Source organism: Hanstruepera flava (assembly GCF_023634025.1).
GTDB lineage: Bacteria > Bacteroidota > Bacteroidia > Flavobacteriales > Flavobacteriaceae > Hanstruepera > Hanstruepera flava.
Genome location: NZ_JALJCW010000004.1, coordinates 57306 through 79717, shown reverse-complemented (window position 1 = coordinate 79717; position 22412 = coordinate 57306). Strand labels below are relative to the sequence as shown.

The 22412-nt window shown below is 34.4% G+C and carries 23 protein-coding genes; 12 read left to right on the top strand and 11 right to left on the bottom strand.

Annotated elements, in window-relative coordinates; genetic code table 11:
- Positions 1-202 precede the first annotated feature (202 nt).
- Positions 203-1030: a DUF1853 family protein gene (locus MTX13_RS12490; RefSeq protein WP_250435989.1), complete on the top strand. Its 828-nt coding sequence runs from the start codon at positions 203-205 to the stop codon at positions 1028-1030.
- Between the two features lie 60 nt (positions 1031-1090).
- The gene (locus MTX13_RS12485; RefSeq protein ID WP_250435988.1) at positions 1091-2107 is read left to right on the top strand and encodes a S1C family serine protease; all 1017 of its coding nucleotides are present in this window, start codon (positions 1091-1093) and stop codon (positions 2105-2107) included.
- 20 nt (positions 2108-2127) lie between these two features.
- Here the strand turns inward: MTX13_RS12485 and MTX13_RS12480 are convergent, their stop codons facing one another.
- Positions 2128-2505 carry a hypothetical protein gene (locus MTX13_RS12480; RefSeq protein ID WP_250435987.1) on the bottom strand — a complete coding sequence of 126 codons (378 nt, stop codon included), beginning with the start codon at positions 2503-2505 and terminating at the stop codon, positions 2128-2130.
- Between the two features lie 336 nt (positions 2506-2841).
- Here MTX13_RS12480 and MTX13_RS12475 point away from each other — a divergent pair, with 336 nt between their 5' ends.
- A complete protein-coding gene (locus MTX13_RS12475; RefSeq protein WP_250435986.1) occupies positions 2842-3117 on the top strand; it encodes a hypothetical protein in 276 nt (91 codons plus the stop codon).
- A gap of 5 nt (positions 3118-3122) precedes the next feature.
- Here the strand turns inward: MTX13_RS12475 and MTX13_RS12470 are convergent, their stop codons facing one another.
- Positions 3123-3560 carry an SRPBCC family protein gene (locus MTX13_RS12470; protein ID WP_250435984.1) on the bottom strand — a complete coding sequence of 146 codons (438 nt, stop codon included), beginning with the start codon at positions 3558-3560 and terminating at the stop codon, positions 3123-3125.
- Positions 3561-3709: 149 nt separating this feature from the next.
- On the opposite strand from MTX13_RS12470, the gene MTX13_RS12465 reads away from it, so the two are divergent.
- Positions 3710-4549 (top strand): OmpA/MotB family protein, encoded by an 840-nt coding sequence (locus tag MTX13_RS12465; RefSeq protein WP_250435982.1) that lies wholly within the window; start codon positions 3710-3712, stop codon positions 4547-4549.
- A gap of 88 nt (positions 4550-4637) precedes the next feature.
- On the opposite strand, the gene MTX13_RS12460 is transcribed toward MTX13_RS12465, so the two are convergent.
- From MTX13_RS12460 to MTX13_RS12450, 3 genes are read right to left on the bottom strand one after another with little or no spacing between them, the layout of a single operon-like run.
- A complete protein-coding gene (locus MTX13_RS12460) occupies positions 4638-5486 on the bottom strand; it encodes a universal stress protein (protein ID WP_250435973.1) in 849 nt (282 codons plus the stop codon).
- 53 nt (positions 5487-5539) lie between these two features.
- Positions 5540-6541, bottom strand: a complete 1002-nt coding sequence (locus MTX13_RS12455) for an NADP-dependent oxidoreductase (RefSeq protein ID WP_250435971.1) — start codon at positions 6539-6541, stop codon at positions 5540-5542.
- Positions 6542-6570: 29 nt separating this feature from the next.
- Entirely contained in the window at positions 6571-8127 is a 1557-nt protein-coding gene (locus MTX13_RS12450; RefSeq protein WP_250435969.1) for a DEAD/DEAH box helicase, read from the bottom strand.
- Positions 8128-8258: 131 nt separating this feature from the next.
- On the opposite strand from MTX13_RS12450, the gene MTX13_RS12445 reads away from it, so the two are divergent.
- Positions 8259-8849 carry a pseudouridine synthase gene (locus MTX13_RS12445; protein WP_250435966.1) on the top strand — a complete coding sequence of 197 codons (591 nt, stop codon included), beginning with the start codon at positions 8259-8261 and terminating at the stop codon, positions 8847-8849.
- Here MTX13_RS12445 and MTX13_RS12440 read toward each other — a convergent pair.
- The gene (locus MTX13_RS12440; protein WP_250435964.1) at positions 8839-9531 is read right to left on the bottom strand and encodes a hypothetical protein; all 693 of its coding nucleotides are present in this window, start codon (positions 9529-9531) and stop codon (positions 8839-8841) included. The genes MTX13_RS12445 and MTX13_RS12440 overlap by 11 nt on opposite strands.
- A gap of 127 nt (positions 9532-9658) precedes the next feature.
- Positions 9659-10135 (bottom strand): Hsp20/alpha crystallin family protein, encoded by a 477-nt coding sequence (locus MTX13_RS12435; protein WP_250435962.1) that lies wholly within the window; start codon positions 10133-10135, stop codon positions 9659-9661.
- A gap of 644 nt (positions 10136-10779) precedes the next feature.
- On the opposite strand from MTX13_RS12435, the gene MTX13_RS12430 reads away from it, so the two are divergent.
- Complete coding sequence (locus tag MTX13_RS12430) at positions 10780-11334, top strand: ExbD/TolR family protein (RefSeq protein WP_250435959.1); 555 nt, start codon at positions 10780-10782, stop codon at positions 11332-11334.
- Here MTX13_RS12430 and MTX13_RS12425 read toward each other — a convergent pair whose 3' ends face one another.
- Together MTX13_RS12425 and MTX13_RS12420 are read right to left on the bottom strand one after the other, a co-directional pair.
- Entirely contained in the window at positions 11335-13485 is a 2151-nt protein-coding gene (locus MTX13_RS12425; protein ID WP_250435941.1) for a S9 family peptidase, read from the bottom strand.
- A gap of 63 nt (positions 13486-13548) precedes the next feature.
- Complete coding sequence (locus MTX13_RS12420; protein ID WP_250435939.1) at positions 13549-13971, bottom strand: 3D domain-containing protein; 423 nt, start codon at positions 13969-13971, stop codon at positions 13549-13551.
- 61 nt (positions 13972-14032) lie between these two features.
- On the opposite strand from MTX13_RS12420, the gene MTX13_RS12415 reads away from it, so the two are divergent.
- Entirely contained in the window at positions 14033-15352 is a 1320-nt protein-coding gene (locus MTX13_RS12415) for a dipeptidase (RefSeq protein ID WP_250435937.1), read from the top strand.
- Here the strand turns inward: MTX13_RS12415 and MTX13_RS12410 are convergent.
- A complete protein-coding gene (locus MTX13_RS12410) occupies positions 15346-17265 on the bottom strand; it encodes an alpha-ketoacid dehydrogenase subunit alpha/beta (RefSeq protein ID WP_250436591.1) in 1920 nt (639 codons plus the stop codon). The genes MTX13_RS12415 and MTX13_RS12410 overlap by 7 nt on opposite strands.
- A gap of 210 nt (positions 17266-17475) precedes the next feature.
- On the opposite strand from MTX13_RS12410, the gene MTX13_RS12405 reads away from it, so the two are divergent.
- From MTX13_RS12405 to MTX13_RS12385, 5 genes are read left to right on the top strand one after another with little or no spacing between them, the layout of a single operon-like run.
- On the top strand, positions 17476-18426 hold the full coding sequence (locus MTX13_RS12405) for an isopenicillin N synthase family dioxygenase (RefSeq protein ID WP_250435935.1): 951 nt from the start codon (positions 17476-17478) through the stop codon (positions 18424-18426).
- A 2-nt stretch (positions 18427-18428) separates the two neighbouring features.
- Positions 18429-18758, top strand: a complete 330-nt coding sequence (locus MTX13_RS12400) for a translation initiation factor (RefSeq protein WP_250435933.1) — start codon at positions 18429-18431, stop codon at positions 18756-18758.
- On the top strand, positions 18758-19720 hold the full coding sequence (locus MTX13_RS12395) for a DUF1835 domain-containing protein (RefSeq protein ID WP_250435931.1): 963 nt from the start codon (positions 18758-18760) through the stop codon (positions 19718-19720). The genes MTX13_RS12400 and MTX13_RS12395 overlap by 1 nt, the downstream gene beginning before the upstream one ends.
- A complete protein-coding gene (locus MTX13_RS12390; RefSeq protein WP_250435929.1) occupies positions 19690-20559 on the top strand; it encodes a nucleoside phosphorylase in 870 nt (289 codons plus the stop codon). The genes MTX13_RS12395 and MTX13_RS12390 overlap by 31 nt, the downstream gene beginning before the upstream one ends.
- Positions 20560-21414 carry a substrate-binding domain-containing protein gene (locus tag MTX13_RS12385; RefSeq protein ID WP_250435927.1) on the top strand — a complete coding sequence of 285 codons (855 nt, stop codon included), beginning with the start codon at positions 20560-20562 and terminating at the stop codon, positions 21412-21414. It abuts the gene before it with no gap.
- Between the two features lie 299 nt (positions 21415-21713).
- On the opposite strand, the gene MTX13_RS12380 is transcribed toward MTX13_RS12385, so the two are convergent.
- The gene (locus MTX13_RS12380; protein ID WP_250435918.1) at positions 21714-22379 is read right to left on the bottom strand and encodes a uracil-DNA glycosylase; all 666 of its coding nucleotides are present in this window, start codon (positions 22377-22379) and stop codon (positions 21714-21716) included.
- Positions 22380-22412 lie beyond the last annotated feature (33 nt).

Below are 22412 nucleotides of genomic sequence, written 5' to 3'. Positions count from 1 at the left end.
CGAATACGCGATTTTTGTAAGAACAGAAAAAGTAGAATTACTTTGACATAATCATGAACGATAAATACTAAAGTATTCGCCATTTCGTTTAATATATAAATGTACTATAATTTATATTATGTAAAATAGAAATATTTAGAATATAGCCTTGCTACCTTAAAGCAATATATATATATACGTTTAGATTCTCCTATTTGGTGTTATGGTTAATAAAATTTCAAATACACAAATTATAAAGCAACAGTATTATGGGTATTGTAAAACACCAAACTTGTGGTTTGCGGATACTGTGTTGGGCTTAAATCAATTTAAAGAAGAAAATGTCTCAAATCCATTATATATAGATGCGCAGAATTTACCAAAACGTTTAGGTAAACGCGTTGAACATTTTGTGTTTCACAATTTAAAACAGAATCCAAATGTAACACTCTTGGCTGAAAATCTTCAAATTCAGCATAACAACCAAACTATTGGTGAATTAGACGCGCTAATAGTAAACAAACATAAGACTATTCATCTAGAAATTATATATAAATTCTACTTGTATGATCCTCATATTGGCAGCACCGAACTGGATCATTGGATTGGACCTAACCAAAAAGATAGTCTGGTCTATAAGCTGGATAAACTCACCAACAAGCAACTACCCTTGCTACACGCTCCAGAAACACAGCCCTATTTAGAACGCCACGGATTGGATTCAGCGTCCATTGACCAACAGGTGTTGTTTTTGGCACAATTGTTTGTACCCAAGTCTTTACAAGTAGCTCCAACCTTTAAACAATTGAATGCACATGCTGTGATGGGAACGTTTCTACGTCCATCTGATTTGGATGCCTATACCGATTGTCATTTTTATATTCCCCAAAAATTGGATTGGTTGATTATGGCACACCATACGGTGAGTTGGCTACCCTATGCCCTATTTCAATTGGAATTACAGAACTTACTTGATGCACAACGATCACCATTGATTTGGATACGGCATCCCGATGGTGAATTGGAACGTTTATTTGTGGTTTGGTGGTAATTTCAATGCTTGTTATCCTTATAAATGTTTACATTAGCCTTTTAATACAAACCAATTATTATGCGATTATTGTTCTTCTTTTTTCTAGGCCTTTTTACGACAACTCTTGCTGCTCAAGATCTTTCGGGAATCTACGATAAGGTTAGTCCAGCGGTGGTAGTCATATACACCTCTGAACAGCAAATAGTTCCAGACTCCAATCATATTTCCCATAAAGTGAGTCAAAACGGATTAGGTTCTGGTTTTATGATATCTGATAGACTTATTGTTACGGCTGCACATGTGGTTACCGTACCCGAAGACATTAAGGTTTTATTTCCTGATGGCGATGTTATTCCTGCCAAAGTGGTTTCTTTTTATAAAAGTGCAGATATTGCTTTAATTAAATTGTTTAGGCCGCGAATAAACCCGGTTACAGTAAGTTTTGGAGATTCTGATGCTTTAAAAATTGGAGAACGCATTTTTGTTATTGGCGCACCTTTTGGACTTGATGCGTCATTATCTTCAGGGTATGTTAGCAGTTTTAGGCGCAGTAACGCAGGTATGAGCAATCCGTTTACCACTACCGACTTTATTCAGACCGATGCAGCAATAAATCAAGGGAATTCTGGCGGCCCCATGTTTAACCTAAAAGGTGAAGTTGTGGGTATTGTTAGTCAAATTATCACACAATCCGGTGGTTCAGATGGAATAGGTTATGCCACTAGCTCAAATTTGGCCGCTCGCCTATTATTAAATGATAATTTACCTTGGGTAGGTGCAGACATGCACACGCTTACGCCTCAAGAAGCTATGCTCCTTAATGTGCCACAAAGCAGTGGTATTCTAGTACAGCGCGTTGTTGAAGAATCCATTTTTGGTAAAATGGGTGTACAAGGTGGCACTGTTGAAGGGCTATTGGGGAATAAAAAACTAATTTTAGGTGGTGATATTATTCTTTCGATAAACGGAATAACATTTAACACAGATGAAAAAACCCTTGAACAATTAGCACAATTAGCGCAAAGTTTAAATGATAATGTAAAATTAACACTTGAAGTTTTACGACAAGGCAAACGCGTTACATTAAAGCAATAGATAGTCTTACACTTTAAAATTTACAATGTACTTAAAACCCTATTATTTATTTGTAATGGCTGTAATTCTTGTTTGACTTTATCGTATGTTTTAAGTTGATTATAAGTTAAAATGGTAGACATTTCATTTATTTCCTTCATTCTTACATGATATAAGGCTGTTAGTAATTCGCGCCCAACTAAATTACTTTCAAGTTGTTTTCTCCTTTTTAAGAATTTATCAATTTTAATTTCAAATATTCTTATTTGATCGTCATTCAAGGACAGTTCCTTATTGTATTCTGTAGCTAAAGCTTTGGCTTCACTATCAATGGTTCGTTCAGTAAATCTACCCAAGTGCTCTTGACCAAATGTTTGGATCGTAAAAAATGTTACAAGTGTTATTAATATTGTTTTCATAGTTGTTATGTTTTCTATTTAAAATACAAATCATAACCCGTATTTACAAGTTTTTTACTATTTTTTAACACTATAAACAACTGTATTACAGTGATTTATAGCGATATAAATTTTATTTATACAAGTCTGATTGGATATTTACACCTTATGCTATTTGGCTTTTGTAACTATTGATGGTAAGATTATATTTTATAGTTAAGAAAAACATCGATAAACGGTAACGAACTGTTTTACAACGAAAAAAATGGTGTTATAACAAACATTTTAGAGATCACTTTATTTCCATTTGTATATTTAATTTATAACAGGGTCCCAAACCTATAAAACTTATGTATTATGGAAGCGAATTTATCTCTCTTTAATCAAATTAACAGTTTATCGTATTGGTTTTTAGTTGAAAGTAATTACAAATGTTCTGTAGTACTTGATGCCGAAAAGGACACATACTATGTTACCATTAAGAAAGGAAAACGCATTCTCTACACACATTTAATTAGCCATTTTAGTAAAAAGAATAGGAATTTTTTAAAGTTTGAATTGATTGCGGTAGTAAATAGCCTTTTACATATAAAGGATACTGTGCTTCATAGGCAAAAATTGCAGAGTGCCTAAACTCCCTATAGGTTTTCTAAATACTGCTTTAAATCTTGAACTACCAAAGGCCAAGCTTCTTTTACGGCATTATAGTACCAATCCCAATCGTTACCGGTTTGATAGCCTTCTTGGCATAAATATAATACGGCACTTTCACCGTTTTGTTTGGCAATTATGGTCAGGGTCATTTCTCCCATGATTTCTTTTTCGGGATTAAAATACGTAAGGTTGTTAATGACCAATTCCCTATTCGGTTGATACCGTCTAATATTACCAAGCGTAACATATTTAAATCCGTTTGCAGTAGTCTGCCAAGTAATGGCGTACACACCTCCTACTTCGGTGTTAATAAAAGTACGATCGACTTTCCACCAAGCTTTTAGCATATCGGGATCTATAAAAGCCGCTATTATGGTTTCTGGCTTGGATTTGATGGTAACGGTTACTTCTACTTTTTTCATGATTTGAAAGATGTAAAGGTTTATAAATATATGCAAACTTACCGTGACCTCATATAATTGTTAAAAAAAATATAAAAGATGTATTTCAACGTCTAAAAGATGGTTTTCAGCGTAAATACCTAAAACCATTAAAAACTAAATAAACAATTATGAAGAAAATTTCAATTCTTGTACTAACCGGACTGTTTGTAATGTCATGTGTATCTAAAAAGAAGTATGTGGCTTTACAGCAGGAAAACGGTGAGATAAAAAGCGAATTAACCAAAACACGTGTTGAAAAAGAAGATTTAGAGGCCAAGTTTGCCGAGATTCAAGCACGCATTGATACTTACAATGCTAAAATCAATTCCCTTACAGAAGAAAACGATGCCCAATTAGTAACTGTTGGTGACGATTTAGTTATCTCTAACGATGTGCGTGATAAAATGAATGAAACCTTAAAGCATGTGGATCCTGCTGCATTAGCTGAAGCCAAAACCTTAAAGGATTCCATGAATTTAGCTGTTGGTTACAACTTGCGTAAATCTATGGATACCAGTGACATGAACGAAGATGAAGATATTGCCATTAACATTGACGAAACGGTCGTGATGATCTCTATATCTGATAAGATGCTATTTAACTCTGGTAGCTACCGTGTGAGTAATAAAGCTGATGGTATCTTACAGAAATTAGCAGACGTTATTAACTCTGAAGAAAGCCTTGAGGTTATGGTTGAAGGTCACACCGATAACAAAACCATGGTACCTGGCGCTGCTGTAAAAGACAACTGGGATTTGAGTGTACTACGTGCCACTTCGGTTGTAAAGAAATTACAGGACGATTTTAATGTAGCTCCTGAAAAACTGATTGCTGCAGGTAGAAGTTTTTATCAGCCATTGGTTGATAACGATACTAAAGAAAATCGTTCTAGAAACAGACGTACAAGAATTATCATATTGCCAAACATCAACAAGTTTTTTGCCTTGATGGAAAGCAATAACCCATAATACGCTATTATATATTATTTTAATTAGTCCCTCAAAAAAAACGCTCCAACAGATATTGTTGGAGCGTTATTTGTTGTTTCTCATAGTTCTAAAATGATCTTTGATCAAAGACAATTAAAGGGACATCGAGGTTATGGCTAATGGCTTTACTATGACTTCGGGTTGTTAGTTTTTCGAAAAAGCTTCTCTTTTTGGTGATAAGTACCAGCATATCTAGCTTTCTACTCTCTGCAAAAACATGAATACCTTGCTCTACAGGCACATCGGTTAAGGTATAATAATCAATATCTATTGGTTCTAATGCCTTTTCCAATATGGCTTGCTTGGCTTTTAAATTAGGAATAGTTCCTGTACCTTTGTTAACCACATTTACTACAGCTAGTTTTGCCTGATTGGAGACTGTAATTTCTTTCAGTAAATTGAGTCCGTTACCATAATCATCAATTGAGTAATCTGTAGCAAAGCCTATTTCTGATATATTGGCATTTGCTGTTTCTGGAACAGCAATAATAGGACAAGTTAACTTCAGAATTAACTGCGCTGCATTACTGCCAAAGGTGGCTTTTTGTATGGCACTAGCTCCTTTGTTCCCAACAACAACCAACTCCACATCATTTTCTTCTGCAAACCCTTGAACAGAACTTATAAGAGAACCATAGGCCAGTTTGGTTTCGAAAGTATGTTTTGGATTATTGGAGTATTCCTGTACTTGTTGTAAAACCTTGTCTAAACCTTCTTGTGAGGATTTTGCTCTAGATTCATGAATGGCTTGGTAAGCCCGTTTTGATGTTATACCAGTAGAAGGAGCCGAAGCTTGTGGCTCAAATACATGCATGATGTAAAATTTACAGTCATTATTTTTAAACAACTGTAATGCATATTGAATCGCGCTCCATGCGTTTTCAGAAAAATCAGTTGGGAGTAGAATGGTTTTCATGAATTTAGTTTTATTCTTAAATTTTTTATTGTGTACAAGTTAGTTTAAAATTATCATTTATCAATAACCTTTAAGAGTAGTTTACCTAATTTTTCTCCAGTAAATAAGCGCTTAAAAGTTTCCTGGAAGTTCTCTATACCTTCATAAATACTCTCGTTACTTTTTAGCTTGCCTTCCATTATCCAACCGCCCATTTCTTGCATGGCTTTGGGGTATTGGTTGGCATAGTCCATAACCACCATTCCTTGCATGGTAGCCCGATTGACCAATAGCGACATGTAATTACGAGGTCCTTTCATGTCATCAATATTATTGTATTGCGAAATAGCACCACAAATAACAATTCGAGCATGTTTTCGTAATCGTGATAAGGCTGCTTCGAGTATCTCCCCTCCTACATTATCGAAATAGACGTCTAGGCCTTTTGGGCAAGTTTCTTTAATGGCATCGAAGATATTTTGAGATCTATAATCAATAGCTGCGTCAAAACCCAATTGATTGGTTATATACTTACATTTTTCCTCTCCACCAGCAATACCTACCACATAGCACCCTTTAATTTTAGCAATTTGCCCTACTACACTACCAACAGCACCAGCAGCTCCAGAAACGACCACAACATCGCCTTCTTTAATTTTACCAACCTGTAGTATACCAAAGTAGGCTGTCATGCCAGGCATTCCCAGTACACCTAAAAACTTTTGCATAGGTAGCTGGCTATCATCAACAGGATATAGGCCTTCTCCGTTTGAAACGGTATATTGCTGTACACCAGACCAACCCATTACCGTCTGTCCAACTTGAAAGTTTTTATTATTGGATTGCAAGACCTTACCTATGGTTCCAGCACGCATTAGGTCACCTAATTGAACAGGTTCTATATACGATTTGGAATCATTCATCCAACCTCGCATAGCAGGATCTAACGAGATAAAATGGTTTTGTATAAGTAATTCACCGTCTTTAATATCTGGAATGGGAGACTCTAGTAATTTCCATGTATTACTGTCTGGCATTCCTTTAGGACGCTCGTTTAGGATAAGTTGTTTATTCATACCCTAAATTTACAACATAAAATGGAATTTTACTCTGCAGGTCTGCCGTGAATTTCTAAAAACACGTCATCAAAGTTTGAGCGTAAATAGGCACGTAGTTTTTTGCGGTAATCGTCTTTTAACCACTCAACAAAATTAAAGGTGCTCTTACTAATGCATTTGGTATAGCGCTGAATACGATAATCGATATCTTCACCTAATTGCTTGGCAAGATCTAGCGCATCATAAACATCTTCGCTATTTTCGATACATATTTTGGCGTGGTGTGCTATAGAACGTTCCAATACAACTTTAGAGGACTCTCCAGCCCTTACGGCATCGATATAGGTTTTTTTAATATCGAAATATACGTCTTCTGAATTTGCAAAAGATTGTCGTAATTCATCAGGCATAACATAACGGAAATTTTCCTCAATTTCTTCGTCGCTTAAAATGCCATCTAAATAGAAATTAGGTGTTCTAAAAATACGGTGCCAATCTAAATCAGCTCCCCAAGGCCCAAATCGGTGAAGGTTGTTTCCTAAATCAATGACTGAAAAAGTGTCTTTATTTTTTAGGATACGCGAGCCTCTACCAATCATTTGGTAATATAGGGTTAATGATTTTGTAGCGCGATTAAGGATAATGGATTCCACCGTAGGTTCATCAAACCCAGTTGTTAAGATACTTACTGAAGTTAAAATGGCATCTGGAGTTTCTTTAAACCATTTTAGTATTTTTTTACGCTCTTTTTTAGAATTGGTATTATCTAAATGTGCAATAGGATATCCAGCTCGTCTAAATGCATCGTATACATGCAAGGATGTGTTAATACCATTATTGAATATGAGTGTCTTTTTCCCTTTTGAACGCTCTTCATAAGCTATAATAAGCTTGGAAAGCATATCGGTATTGGTATATAAATCTTCAGATGACTTTACGGTATAATCGCCATTGGCACCAACCACCAGAGAGGTTAAGCCCACATTGTACGAATAAATATCTGCTTTAGCCAAGAATCTGTTTTTAATTAACGACTCTATGCTTTCGCCTACAATAAGTTCATCATAATTATCCTTCATGGGCAATTTAATATTTGAACTCAATGGCGTTGCAGTTACACCAAGAATGAATGACTTTTCAAAAAACTTAAACAGTTTGGTAAATGAATTGTAATGTGCTTCGTCAATAATTACCAAACCAATATCTGAAATATCCAGTTTGTCTTCATTCAATCGGTTATTTAGAGTCTCAACCATAGCCACAAAGCAACTATACTGATCTTGGTCATCCAGATTGGCCTTACTATTAACTACTTTATTCTCTACACCAAATTCAGTTAGCATACCTGAAGTTTGACGACACAACTCAATACGGTGTGTCATTACCAAAACTTTCTTTTTATGGTGCTTTAAATACTGGCGTACAATTTCGGAGAAAATAACCGTTTTACCACCACCTGTTGGGAGTTGATATAGTAAATGGTAATCTTCAGGAGCTTCTTCAAAACTCTTGAATATCTTGTTAATGGCTCCTTTTTGATAACTATAGAGGTCCTTCCCTACCTTTCTATCTTCTAACTCTAATGTTGAAATGTGTTGACTCATAAATTTTTCCGATGTGCAAAAATAAGTTCTTTTGTAAGTTTTTGCAGCATATTTTTCAATTAAAATGTAGACTTTTTCAACAGTTACCGTTTAAAACTTAATTTTGCCAAGCAGGATATATTACTTATTTTATGGAAACCCTTCATAATCAAAACCATAGACACTTTATGCTTTACAAACCTTATGGTTACATTAGTCAGTTTGTGATTAATGGAAAACAAAAGCGTAAGAAGAAATTATTGGGAGAATTGTTTGATTTTCCAAAAGGGACTATGGCTATTGGTCGTTTGGATGAAAAATCAGAAGGGCTATTATTACTTACCACAAACGGAAAGGTTAGCACAAAAATTACCAGTGGAGCCTATGAAAAGGAATACTATGCTCTAGTAGATGGCGCTATTACAGACAACGCCATCGATACTTTGAGAAAAGGTGTTGAAATTGGTTTTGATGGCAAGAAGTATATGACCAAGCCTTGCGAAGTATATAGATTAGACACGGCTCCTAACCTACCAGAACGAAGCAAAAAAATACGCGATGCCAGGCATGGCCCTACTACTTGGATACGTATAACTTTAACAGAAGGTAAGTTTAGGCAAGTAAGAAAAATGACATCGGCAGTTGGTTTTCCAACATTACGATTAGTAAGAGTACGAATTGGTAGAATAACGTTACAAAACCTAGAAGCTGGAGCTGTAAAAGAATTGGGGGTTATTCTTTAACTAAAATAATTGTAGCCTTTACACCAGTTGCCAAAGCCCAATACTCTGAAGCTAATATATTTCCATCTTCATCAAGCACTAACAATTCTGCGGTGTTTGGACCTACCTCACCTTGATTTAAAGCCTTAAAGTCGATTTTATTAAAACCTGTAACTAAATCCAGCTTAAAAGAACTAAATGTTCCACCAAGTAATACGTTAGGTTTTACAATATCACCTTCAACGAAAACCCGAATACGATCTCCATCAACTCCTCCATAATCTCGATAGGCTACAGTTACTGAATTTGATTTGGTTTTAAAGTCTCCCAAATATTGATCGGTTGTTTTTCCGCTTACTCTTTCATCAGGCCGCTTTTCCAAATCTTTAGAAACCCTAGCCATTCGCTTTTCATAAATTTCACCGGGATTACCATAGTTTTCCTTTTCAAACATAGAAAACTCACTATTGGAATTTGATGATGAATTAGGTACAGACATACCGTTAATTCTACCAGAATTTGAATTTGACAAACTGGGTTTTTCCAAAGGTTTTATGTCTAATGGTGTTTCGTTGTTTTCTCCATCAGAATTCGACGCAGCTGGTATAGAGAAAGAAGTTGTGTTACTATCAGTAACTTGGGCAAAAACAGGTATTACACCTACAAGAAGGACAAATGTGTATGTAAACAAAGACTTTTGCAATGTATTGTATTTTTAGATTAGATAATACTTCAAAAACTATACCTAACTGCTGGTAAATATAAATTAAAAAAGAGAAACTTATTGAGCTTCTCTTTTTTTTTAAGATAACATTATAAAATGGCTCTGTTTAAGAAACATCTATGCGTTTCGCAGGTTTTCTTTTAGCCTCTTCACGTTTTGGAATATGGATATTTAAAATACCATTTTCGTACTTGGCGTTAATTTTTTCTGTATCAACAGTATCTGGTAATGTAAACGTTCTTTTAAATGACGAATACCCAAACTCACGTCTTGTGTAATTTTCGTTATCTATTTTGTCTTCCGTTTGTTTTTCAACACCTATAGATAGTATTTCGTTATCTAACTCTAGATTAAAGTCTTCCTTGTTCATGCCAGGAACAGCCAATTCCAAATTATAATTATCGTTGTCTTCTTTAATATTAACTGCCGGCAACGTTAAACCATGATTAAAGTTAGATAATAAACCGGTTTCTAAATCAGTATCAAAAAAGTTGTCTATCCAAGATGAAAAACTTGGCAAACCGGCAACATTTCTTTGTTCTTGTTTTGTACCATTTTTTGGTACAGTTACTAATGCTCTCATGTCTATCAAATTTTTAGTTAAACATTTTTAATACTTAATAATCAAAATAAATGCCAAGCAAAATTTAAGGCTTAAAACTGTCATAATTTCAATACTATCGTCAAAATGTCATTTTCACCTCTCCTCTAACGTATTGATAATTAATACTAAAAGTGTTAAAATATGTTAAATTACTACTTTGCAATGCATAGTACTGTAACAATTGTAATTTTTGGTCGTCTATAAAGTATAACATCAATCAAATAAAACATAAAAATCATGAGAACTTTAGACAGCAATCAATTAACAAGTAGATTAAGCAATACAAAAAGTAATACTTGGAACAGTAAAAGACGTTTTAGATAAACATCTTAAAAAATTAATCAATCAAAAAACACAGTATCATGCAAGCGTTAGTTAAAATATCAAGAGACTCCAATGATTTTATAAATCACGCTCTTAAACACAAAATAAAAGTGAGCACAATTAACCGGTGTGATACTGTTTGGACAGGAATTAAAAGACATATCCATTAATGATATAGTTTGAGTTAGTTAGTTAAAGTGAAGAATGCCAGCTGTTTATGCTGGCATTTTTTTTGCTTTATAAAGTATGGTATCGTTTTTGAATATTTTTAATTATTCGTTAACCTAAAACATACTATTATGAAAAACTATCGCACTCCAGAAAAAGTAAATGCAGGATCTATGGCAGATATTGCATTTTTATTGCTTATTTTCTTTTTGGTTACTACTACCATAAGTATTGATGCCGGTATTAAAAGACAATTACCTTCGCCCTGTTTCAATCTTAACGACTGCACAAAAACAATTGCTCACCGCAACCAGCTTACTATTGAATTAAATGCCAGTAACGATATTCTAGTAGACGAGCAAATAATCGGCATGGATGACTTAAGACAAATTCTTATAGATTTTATTGATAACAATGGAGATTCTAGTTGCTCGTATTGCAATGGAGATAAGAATCCGTTAGCTTCAGACAATCCAAAAAAAGCTGTTGTTACCATTATACATAGCCGACAAACACCTTACGAGGTTTTTATTAAGGTACAAGATGAAACAACAAAGGCCATAATGCAACTTCGCGAAGCTTACAGCCAAAATCGTTTTAATGAATCATTTTCAGATTTAAAGGGTACTGAACAAATTATGGTTGAAAAGGCCTACCCTATTTCAATCTCTGAAATAGTAAAGTAATTATTCTTCTATGCCTTCTAAATCCAATATGAAAGCATAGTATAATGCCGTTCGTTTATAACGTTCGAAACGCCCAGAAGCACCACCATGACCAGTTTTCATGTTGCAATCCATTACCAATAGGTTGTTATCAGTTTTCATGTCACGTAATTTGGCTATCCATTTTGCGGGTTCCCAATACTGCACCTGACTATCCCAATATCCTGTTGTAATTAACATATTAGGATAATCTTGTGCCTCCACATTGTCATATGGCGAATACGATAGCATATAGTCGTAGTATTCCTTTTCTTTAGGATTTCCCCATTCGTCAAATTCAAATGTCGTTAAGGGAATACTCTCGTCCAACATAGTTGAAACTACATCAACAAAGGGAACTGCCGCTATAACACCCTGCCATAATTCTGGTTTCATATTTACTATGGCACCCATTAATAATCCACCTGCACTTCCGCCTAATGCATATAAGTGCTCTTGACTAGTATAGCCTTTATTCACTAAATATTCGCCAACGTTAATAAAATCGGTAAATGTATTTCTCTTGTTTAAAAGCTTCCCATCCTCATACCAGTATCGTCCCATTTCCTGACCTCCGCGTACATGAGCAATAGCAAAGACAAATCCACGATCAAGAAGACTTAAACGATCGGAACGAAAGGTCGGTTCAGAACTATTACCATACGATCCATAAGCATATAATAATAATGGGGTATCTGAACTTAATGTCAAGCCTTTTTTATACACTAATGAGACTGGAATTTTTGTACCATCAGTAGCAGGAGCTTCAAACCGTTCTGAAGTATAATCATTGGAATTAAAACCGCCTAAAACGGCTTCTTGTTTTAATAATACTTGTTTTTTTGTATCCATATTATAATCAAAAGTACTACCAGGAGTGGTTAATGATGTATAATAATAGCGAAGAATATTGGTGTTGAAATCTAAATTTGAAGTAGTATAAGACACGTAAGCAGGATCTTTAAAGTCAAGATAATAGTCTTCTCCTTCCCAACTTTTCACCCTAATTGTGCGTAAGCCATTCAAACGCTCTTGAATTACTAAATGGTTTTTAAATAACTCAAACCCTTCAAAAAGCACATCATCACGATGGGCAATTACATCCTCCCAATTAGCTTTTTTTGTTGACGAAATAGGAGTCTTAACCAGCTTAAAATTGGTCGCATCTAAATTTGTTCTGATATAAAAGTGGTCATCAAAATGGTCTGGTTGATAAATTAAATGGCGTTCTCTAGGTTGAATGACTTGCCAATCTTCATCGGGTTTATTGGCATCAAGATATCTAAATTCGGTAGATAATGTTTGTCTACTATATATCATGATGAAAGCTTTAGACTTGGTTTTGTAAACACCGGAATTAAACGTTTCATCGGTTTCTTCATATACTAATACATCACTGTCTTGGGGTGTGCCAAGAATATGTTTCCATATTTTGTTTTGGCGTAAAGTTTCAGGATCTTTTGTAGCATAAAAAATTGTTTTGTTATCGTTTGCCCAAACAGCGCTACCGTTAGTATTAGATAACTTGTCATCTAATAATTCTCCCGTTGTCAAATTTTTAAAATAAATGGTGTATTGACGTCTGGAAATAGTATCTATACCAAAGGCTAAAAGCTCATTGTTTGGACTTACTGAACGACTCCCAATACCATAATACGAAAAACCTTCAGCCATTTTTGAACCATTGAGCATTATTTCCTCTTGAGTTGAATCTGTGGCTTTGCGACAATACAGCGGATATTCTTTTCCTTCTTCGTAACGCGTGTAATAGGCATAACCATTTTCTGTTACAGGTACTGATTGGTCGTCCTTTTCAATACGCCCAACTATTTCTGAGTATAAACGTGTTTGTAAATTTTCGGTATGTTTCATAGCTTGATTTAAATACTCATTTTCAGCATTTAAATAATCAAGTACATCTTGCGTCTGGCTATCAGGTATTTCGGCGTTTTTTTGCTCGTCACTTAAACGCATCCAAAAATAATTATCCAATCGGGTATCGCCATGAATGGTTAACTCCTTTGGAATTTTTTTTGCGATTGGTGACTGTGTAAGTTTATCTGTATCTGATTCTTTTTCTGATTTGCAACCTAATACCAGTAAAAGTGCAAAAAAGTAGCCAAAAATTTTCATATGATATATTAATTAGTGTTTATATAAGCTTAAAGAAACAAAAAATAAATGATAAGAATTAATCTAGTTTTGTTTAATTGTTTCGTTAATCGTGCCATAGGTAATTTTAACCTTACGCTTTCCCCACTCTCTAGCAGCTTGAACGTCTTCTCCCATATAAATGTCAATTCTGTTTCGCCAGCGACTGTGCATTTTATCTTTTACAATGTACAGACCTTCTAAACCTTTAATAGCTACTGGTGTATTATGTTTTAAACCCATTGCTAATAAATCTCTAGAAACAGCAATGTATTTCATTCCAGGTTTTAAGCTATCTCCAAATGCCGTGATATGTGGATTATCATTAGTTTGATAGGCAAGAGAGTTGTATGCCGTTGCAGTTACTTCAATAGTTTCCCAATTATAAGTTGGTTTAGTTTCTGTTTTTTTGCAACAAACTAGTAACCCAAAAAATAGTAAGAGGAAATAAGTTTGAAAACTTCTCATATAATAAATATAAGATTTCTTTTTAGTAACTTGACCGAATACTTAAATAACGAAACCAATTATGAAAAATTTGTGTAACGCTTTATGCCTATTAATGCTGTTTTCCCTATCGTGTAAAAATGATGTAAAAAGTGTTGATTCCAACTCAAAACAAGAAGATTCTTTAACGTTGGTTAAACGCGCTAAAGCTATTCACGACAAGGTTATTACTTTAGATACACATATTGATATTAATGTAAAAAACTTTACAGATTCTATAAATTACACTCAAGAATTATCATCTCAAGTTACTTTACCAAAAATGAAATCCGGAGGTTTAGATGTCGCTTGGTTTATTGTTTACACTGGTCAAGATTCATTAACTACAAAAGGTTATGCTAAAGCCTATGATAATGCTATTTCAAAATTTGATGCTATTCACAAGCTTGTGGAAGAAATTGCACCAAATGATATAGAATTGGCATTAACTTCTGATGATGTTCGTCGCATTCATGCATCTGGCAAAAAAGTAGCCATGATTGGTATAGAAAATGGTTACCCCATTGGTTTAGACATTAGTCGTGTTGAAGAATTTTACAATCTAGGTGGTCGTTATATGTCGCTAGCCCACAATGGCCATAGTCAGTTATGCGACAGCCATACAGGTGAAGCTAGAGACAAATGGTTACACAATGGTTTGAGTGAACTCGGCATTGAGGTTGTTAAAGAAATGAACCGTGTTGGTATGATGATAGACGTTTCGCATCCTTCTAAAGAAGCTATGTTACAAATGATAGAAATTAGTAAAGCACCTATAATTGCCTCACACTCGGCGGCAAGAGCAGTTAGTGATGAAAGTCGAAATTTAGATGATGAGCAATTGCAATGGTTGAAAGAAAAAGGAGGCGTTGTTCAAACCGTTGCATTAGATAGTTATGTACATACCCAAAAAGTAAAAGCAAGAGATGCTCAATTACAAAGACTTGCTCTTGAAGTTGCAGACTCGTTAGGCGTTATGTGGTACACAACTCGAGATGAAGTAATGGCATTGAGTAACGATGAACAGGATGCCTTTTTTGAGTATTATAGGAAGATTATAGATTTGGCCAACCAAAAATCTGAAAAGATAGAAGGGTTTCCTCCTGCTCCTGACGTATCTGATTTGGTCGATCATATAGATTATATGGTTAAAAAAATAGGTATTGAACACGTAGGCATTAGTAGCGACTTTGATGGTGGTGGTGGCATTAATGGTTGGAATGACGCATCGGAAACCTTTAACGTAACACTGGAATTGGTTAAACGCGGTTATACTGAAGATGAGATTGCCATGCTTTGGAGTGGCAACTTATTACGTGTTTTAGATGAAGTTCAGGCTGTAGCAAAAAAAATAAATCAATAAGCCAGGAGCTCTCTTAAAGCATTTTCAAACCTACCTTTTGCTAGATATTGCTCTTCCAATTGATTAATAAATGGTATAGGTGTTTCCATACTGGCCACACGCTTTACAGGTGCATCTAAATCTTCAAAACAATTTTCCATTATTTGTGCCGAAATATCAGATGCAATACCACCAAATAAAGAATCTTCTTGTAGTATAATAACACGTCCTGTTTTTCTAACAGAATTATAAATAGTTTCGGTGTCTAATGGCTGAAGGCTTCGTAAATCAATCAAATCGGCTTGAATATCAGGATTCTTCTCGAGTGTTTCTAATGCCCAATGTACAGCAGCACCATAAGAAATAATTGTAACAGATTCTCCTTCTCGTAACACAGAAGCTTTACCAAATGGTAAAGTATAATAATCAACAGGAACCTCTTGGCGAATACTTCTGTAGAGTGCTTTATGCTCAAAGAACAATATTGGGTTTGGATCGTTAATAGCCGTTGCCAATAACCCTTTAGCGTCATAAGGAAATGCTGGGTATATAACTTTTAATCCTGGTGTTTTGGTAAACCATGCTTCATTGGTCTGTGAATGAAAAGGTCCAGCAGCTACTCCAGCACCACAAGGCATTCTAACTACCACATCGGCATGTTGATTCCATCTGTAGTGTGATTTAGCCAAATAATTAACTATTGGATTAAAACCTGACGAAACAAAATCTGCAAATTGCATTTCAACTACAGCTTTCATACCTGCAATAGATAATCCCATTCCTGCTTCTACTATGGCCGACTCACATATAGGTGTATTGCGTACACGTTCATTACCAAATTGCTCAACAAATCCATCAGTAATTTTAAAAACACCACCATATTCGGCTATATCTTGACCCATGATAACCAAATCCTCATGTTGCTCCATAGATTGCCTTAAGCTTTGTGAAATGGCATCTATCAATCGTACTTCTTCTACTTTTGAGTTTATTTCAAAATCTTGATAGTCAAATGGTTTATATACATCATTTAATTCAACACTTTCAATGGGTAGAATAGTTTCTTCATCAAAAGCCATTTGTAAATGTTCATTAATTTCATGAACAATAGCTTCTTTAATTGCCACCTCTTCACGCTCTGATAATACATTAGTATCTCTTAAAAAAGCTTGAAAATTTTCAATGGGATCTTTTTTTGCCCAAGCGTCCATTAAATCCTGTGGCACATATTTTGTCCCACTGGCTTCTTCATGACCACGCATTCTAAAGGTTTTAAACTCCAACAGCACAGGACGTGGATTTTCACGAACGCTGTCTGCTATTTGACTAACTTTTGTATAAACGTCTATTGCATTATTACCATCAATAATATGCGATTCCATACCATAGCCCAATCCACGATCAGCAATATGTTCGCAGTTATACTGTTCTCTAGTTGGAGTTGACAATCCGTAACCGTTATTTTCAACACAAAACATTACAGGTAATTGCCATACAGAAGCTACGTTTAACGCCTCATGAAAATCGCCTTCGCTAGTTCCACCTTCACCTGTAAAAACTGCTGTTACCTGATTTAGGCTTTTTAATTTACTGGCTAAAGCAATACCATCTGCTACACCTAATTGCGGTCCTAAATGCGAAATCATACCCACAATCTTATAATCTTGAGTGCCAAAATGAAACGATCTGTCTCGTCCTTTGGTAAACCCATTGGCTTTCCCTTGCCATTGACTAAATAGACGATACAACGGAATCTCACGGGTAGTAAACACACCCAAATTACGGTGCATTGGCAAAATATATTCATCTTTTTGCATAGCCATAGTTACACCTACAGATATGGCTTCTTGACCAATACCCGAAAACCACTTTGAAATTTTACCTTGACGTAATAGAATTAGCATCTTCTCTTCTATCAATCTCGGTTTGAGCATATTTGTATATAATGTAATAAGCTCTTTATTTTCTAATCCTGAAATATCGTACTGTAATTCGCTTGTTGAAGTCACTTGGGAACTTTAAAAATTGTTTGTCAAATATAGTATAAATTGATAATTACAAAAACGAAAATCCACAAAGAATATCTGCACAAAACTTTATAATGTTTTTGTACATTTGTAAGGATTCACAAGAAACTTATAGAAATGAATAATATACCTAGTGTTAACCTAAACGATTTTACTTCAGGCGACCCTCAGCGCAAACAGAAGTTTGTAGATGAAATAGGAAAAGCTTATGAAGAAATTGGGTTCGTGGCATTAAAAGGCCATTTTTTAGATGATAAATTAGTAGACAATCTTTACGAAGAAGTGAAAAATTTTTTCGCTTTACCATTAGAGACCAAACAGAAATATGAAATTGAAGGTATTGGTGGACAACGCGGCTATATTTCATTTGGGAAAGAAAGTGCTAAAGGGAAAAAAGAAGGGGATTTAAAAGAGTTTTGGCATTTTGGACAGTATGTTGAAAACAACCCTAAACTAGAAGCCGAATACCCTAAAAATGTTGAAGTTGAAGAATTACCTAATTTCAACAAAATTGGAAAAGAAGCGTACAGAATGCTTGAAAAAACAGCCAAGTATGTGTTACGAGCTTTAGCGCTTCATTTAAATTTAGAAGAGACATATTTTGATGAATACATACATAATGGCAACAGTATATTAAGACCAATACACTATCCACCTATTATTGAAGAGCCAAAAAACGCTGTTCGTGCTGCTGCCCATGGCGATATTAACTTAATTACCTTATTAATGGGAGCTCAAGGTCGTGGCTTACAAGTTCAAAATCATAAAGGAGAATGGTTGGATGCTATTGCAGAACCTGATGAATTAATGATAAATGTTGGTGACATGCTTTCGCGTCATACTAACAACAAATTAAAGTCTACCATTCACCGTGTTGTTAATCCACCTCGAGAACTTTGGGGAACTTCGCGTTATTCCATTCCATTTTTTATGCACCCAATTAGCGATATGAAATTAGATGTTTTAGACAGTTGTATTGATGAAAATAACCCAAAACAATTTGATGATATTACGGCTGGTGAGTTTTTAAATGAGCGCTTAATTGAATTAGGCTTAATTAAAAAATAGATATGGATTTACAAGATCAGCTTAAAAATCTTTTTCCAGATCATGTTCAAGAAGAGACACCAGATACCCAAGAAAACGATTCTGGAATCTGGCTTCAAGAGGATCCTATACTATGTAAATATGAAAAACGTAAAGGCAAACCCATTACTATTTTAGAAGGTTATACTGGTGCTACCGAAGATTTTAAATTATTAGCTAAAGAATTAAAAACCGCCTTAAGTGTTGGTGGTAGTTTTAAGGATGACAAAATTATAATTCAAGGTGATTATCGCGACAAAATAATGACCATCTTAAAAGAAAAAGGCTTTAACGTTAAGCGTGTTGGTGGTTAATGGCTAACAAAACCTTACATATAACAAATGGCGGTAGCTTAACCGAGTATCTAAAAGAATTGGATATAAAAGGTGAAATCCTTACTTGGCATGAAATGCTGTGCGAAGGCAATACCTTTTCTAAAGTTGGTAGCCAAGAATTCTTGAATCAACGAAAAGCATTTTTAAGTACCTACTATGATATTGAAATTGATGAATATGCCTTTCATCAAGAGCTAGATATATTAAACCATACCGAACAATTTGACGAAATTGTACTTTGGTTTGAATATGATTTATTCTGCCACATAAACCTCATTGCCGTTATAAGCCTTTTAAAAGAGAAACATATTGATTTGCCCATTTACCTAGTTTGCAGTGGTAGAATTGAGGGTGAAAGCAGTTTAAAAGGCCTAAGCGAATTACCACCACATGTATTGATTGAGCATTATGAAAACAAAATTTTGCTTACTGAAAATGATATTGAATTAGCTCAAGATGTTTGGCGAATATATTGCGGCAAAGACCACAATTTACTTAAGCCTTACATAGTAAAAAAATCATCCTTTATTTATTTAAGTAGTTGTTTAAAAGCCCATTTAAAACGGTTTCCCAACCTAAAAAATGGCCTTTCAGATTTAGAGGAAAACATTTTGCGAATCGTAAAGGATAACGATATAAAATCAAGACACCATTTACTTGGATACGCTTTAAATTATCAAGGTTATTATGGTTTTGGTGATACTCAAATTAACCGCATAATTAACAACCTTGCCTTGTTTTTTGATGAATCAGAAGATGATATAATCCTCAACAGAAAAGGACACGAAGCGCTTCATAACAAAACCAATTTTGCACTAGAAATCAATAACAACATTCCATTTGGTGGAATAAACCGATTAGATTTTTATTTTAGCGATGACGAGAACAAGCTTATTAAAAACCCCATTCCATGCCAATTAAAGAATCTGAACTTATATTAAATCCAGACGGTAGTGTTTACCATTTAAACTTAAAACCCGAAAATATTGCGAATGACATCATTTTTGTTGGTGATCAAGATCGTGTAGAAAAAATCACAAAGCATTTTGACACGGTAACATTTACTACCCAAAAACGGGAGTTTAAAACCCAAACCGGTATTTACAAAGGGAAGCCTTTGTCGGTTATCTCAACTGGAATTGGCCCAGACAATATTGATATTGTTTTAAACGAACTTGATGCTTTGGCAAATATCGATTTACAAACTAGAAAGCCAAAACCTAATTTGACATCGCTAAACATTGTACGTGTGGGTACTTCGGGTTCCTTACAAAAGGATATACCAGTTGATTCGTTTGTATTAAGCTCACATGGACTTGACATTAATGGTATGTTACATTTTTATCAGGTAAAATCGATTTCTAATCCAGAAATAGAGAATGCTTTTATTAATCATACGCAATGGAGTGTTGATAAGTCAAGACCTATTATCATTAATAACAGTGAAGTTTTAGAGAACAAGTTTTTCAGTAATCAAACATTTAAGGGTATTACAGCAACAGCTGGTGGATTTTATGGCCCTCAAGGCAGAGTATTACGACTACCTTTACAAGATGCTAATTTAAATTCTAAAATTGACTCTTTTAATTTTGACGGTCATAGAATATCAAATTTAGAAATGGAAACATCTGTTATATATGGCTTGTCAAAACTTTTAGGTCATAAGGCATTATCCTTAAACGCCATTATAGCCAACAGAGCAACTGGCGAATTTAGTAAAGATCCCAAACAAGTGGTTGAATCGTTAATAAACTACACCTTAAATAAATTTATAAGTTAAATGAGGACAGTTAAAATTGGTGGTGTTCCGGAGCATTTTAACCTAGCTTGGTATCTTACGTTAAAAGCAGGCTCCTATAAAAAAGAAGACATTAATTTGCGATGGCATGATTACCATGGTGGAACCGGTGCTATGTGTAAAGCGCTTCGTAAAGGTGATATTGATATTGCAGTAATTCTTACCGAAGGCATTATCAAAGATATCATTGCTGGTAACCCAAGTAAAATTGTTCAGACCTTTGTTAAGTCCCCTCTAATTTGGGGAATACATGTAGCAGCAGATTCAAATTTTAAAACCATTAATCAATTAAAAGAAAAAAAAGCTGCTATAAGTCGTTACGGTTCTGGCTCACATTTAATGGCCTACATCAATGCAGAAAACAACAATTGGGATTTAGATAAAGATTTAAAGTTTGAAGTCATTGAAAATTTAGAAGGTGCCGTTATAGGGCTAACAAATGGTGTTGCAGATTATTTTTTATGGGAAAAGTTTACAACCAAACCTATTGTTGATGATGGTATTTTTAAACGAATAGGCACTTGTCCTACTCCATGGCCTTGTTTTGTAATTGCTGCTAGTGATAATTTTCTAGAAAGCTATAGCAATGATTTAAAAACCATTTTACGCATTATTAATGATGCTACAGTAGGATTCAAAAACCTTGAAGATATTGATAAAATGATATCTAAACGCTATAATCAAAAATTAGAAGATGTTCAAGAATGGTTATCTCTAACCGAATGGTCCCAAAGTAATATATCTACTGACACTATTACTGAAGTTCAAAAACAACTATACGCCTTAAATATTATACCCAAAATTGAAAAATACGAGAATTTAGTAGTAAAAATCTAAATCATTTCAAGCTACTTTCTTTAACAATTTTTAAATATATTTTTTCAAAAAGCACTTACAATCATAGAGTTATCTCCAATAAAATAATGGATAAATGTTAATTTTTTCTATGTTTTTAACACAAAACCTTTATATTTGTCCTATAACCAAATCATGATTGCTTATGCTATTAACAATTACTCTAACACTTTCAATACTTGTAGCAATTAATTTTTTATTACTATTTTTTAGTTGTAATAAAACAACAAAACGTAAAGCTATAATTGAGAAAAACCCAACATTTACCGTAACCAAAAACACTACCAAACCACAGACTTCAACCCAACTTGCTCCAACAGGGAGTTAGTTTTACTAAAGTGTTTATTACCAAACCAATACCCTCTATTAGCACTTAATGGAGAGGGATGGCCGCTTTGTAAAATGAAATGGCTATTAGTGTTTATCAATTTAGATTTCTTTTTAGCGAATCCACCCCAAAGTAAAAAAACAACATTTTCTTTATTGTCATTTATTACTTTTATTACTGCATCGGTAAATTGCTCCCAACCTTTATTTTGATGACTTCCGGCTTGATGAGCTCTTACAGTTAAAGTTGCATTCAATAATAAAACTCCTTGATCTGCCCATCGCTCTAAATTTCCACTCTCGGGATAAGGAACTCCTAAATCTTGCTCTATTTCCTTAAAAATATTGATTAAAGAAGGTGGATGTTGAATACCATCGTGAACACTAAAGCATAATCCGTTTGCTTGTTTGGGTCCATGATAAGGGTCTTGACCTATTATGACGACTTTTAAATTGTTAAAATGGCAATGTTCAAAAGCATTGAAGATTTGTTTTCCAGGTGGATAACAAGTATAATTACGATATTCGTTTTTTACAAAATTTACTAAATCATTAAAATAAGGGCTTTCAAACTCTGTCTTTAAATAGGGCTTCCAGCTATCATGAATGTTTACGGTCATTTTATTAAACTTTTTTAAGAGACTTCTAAATTA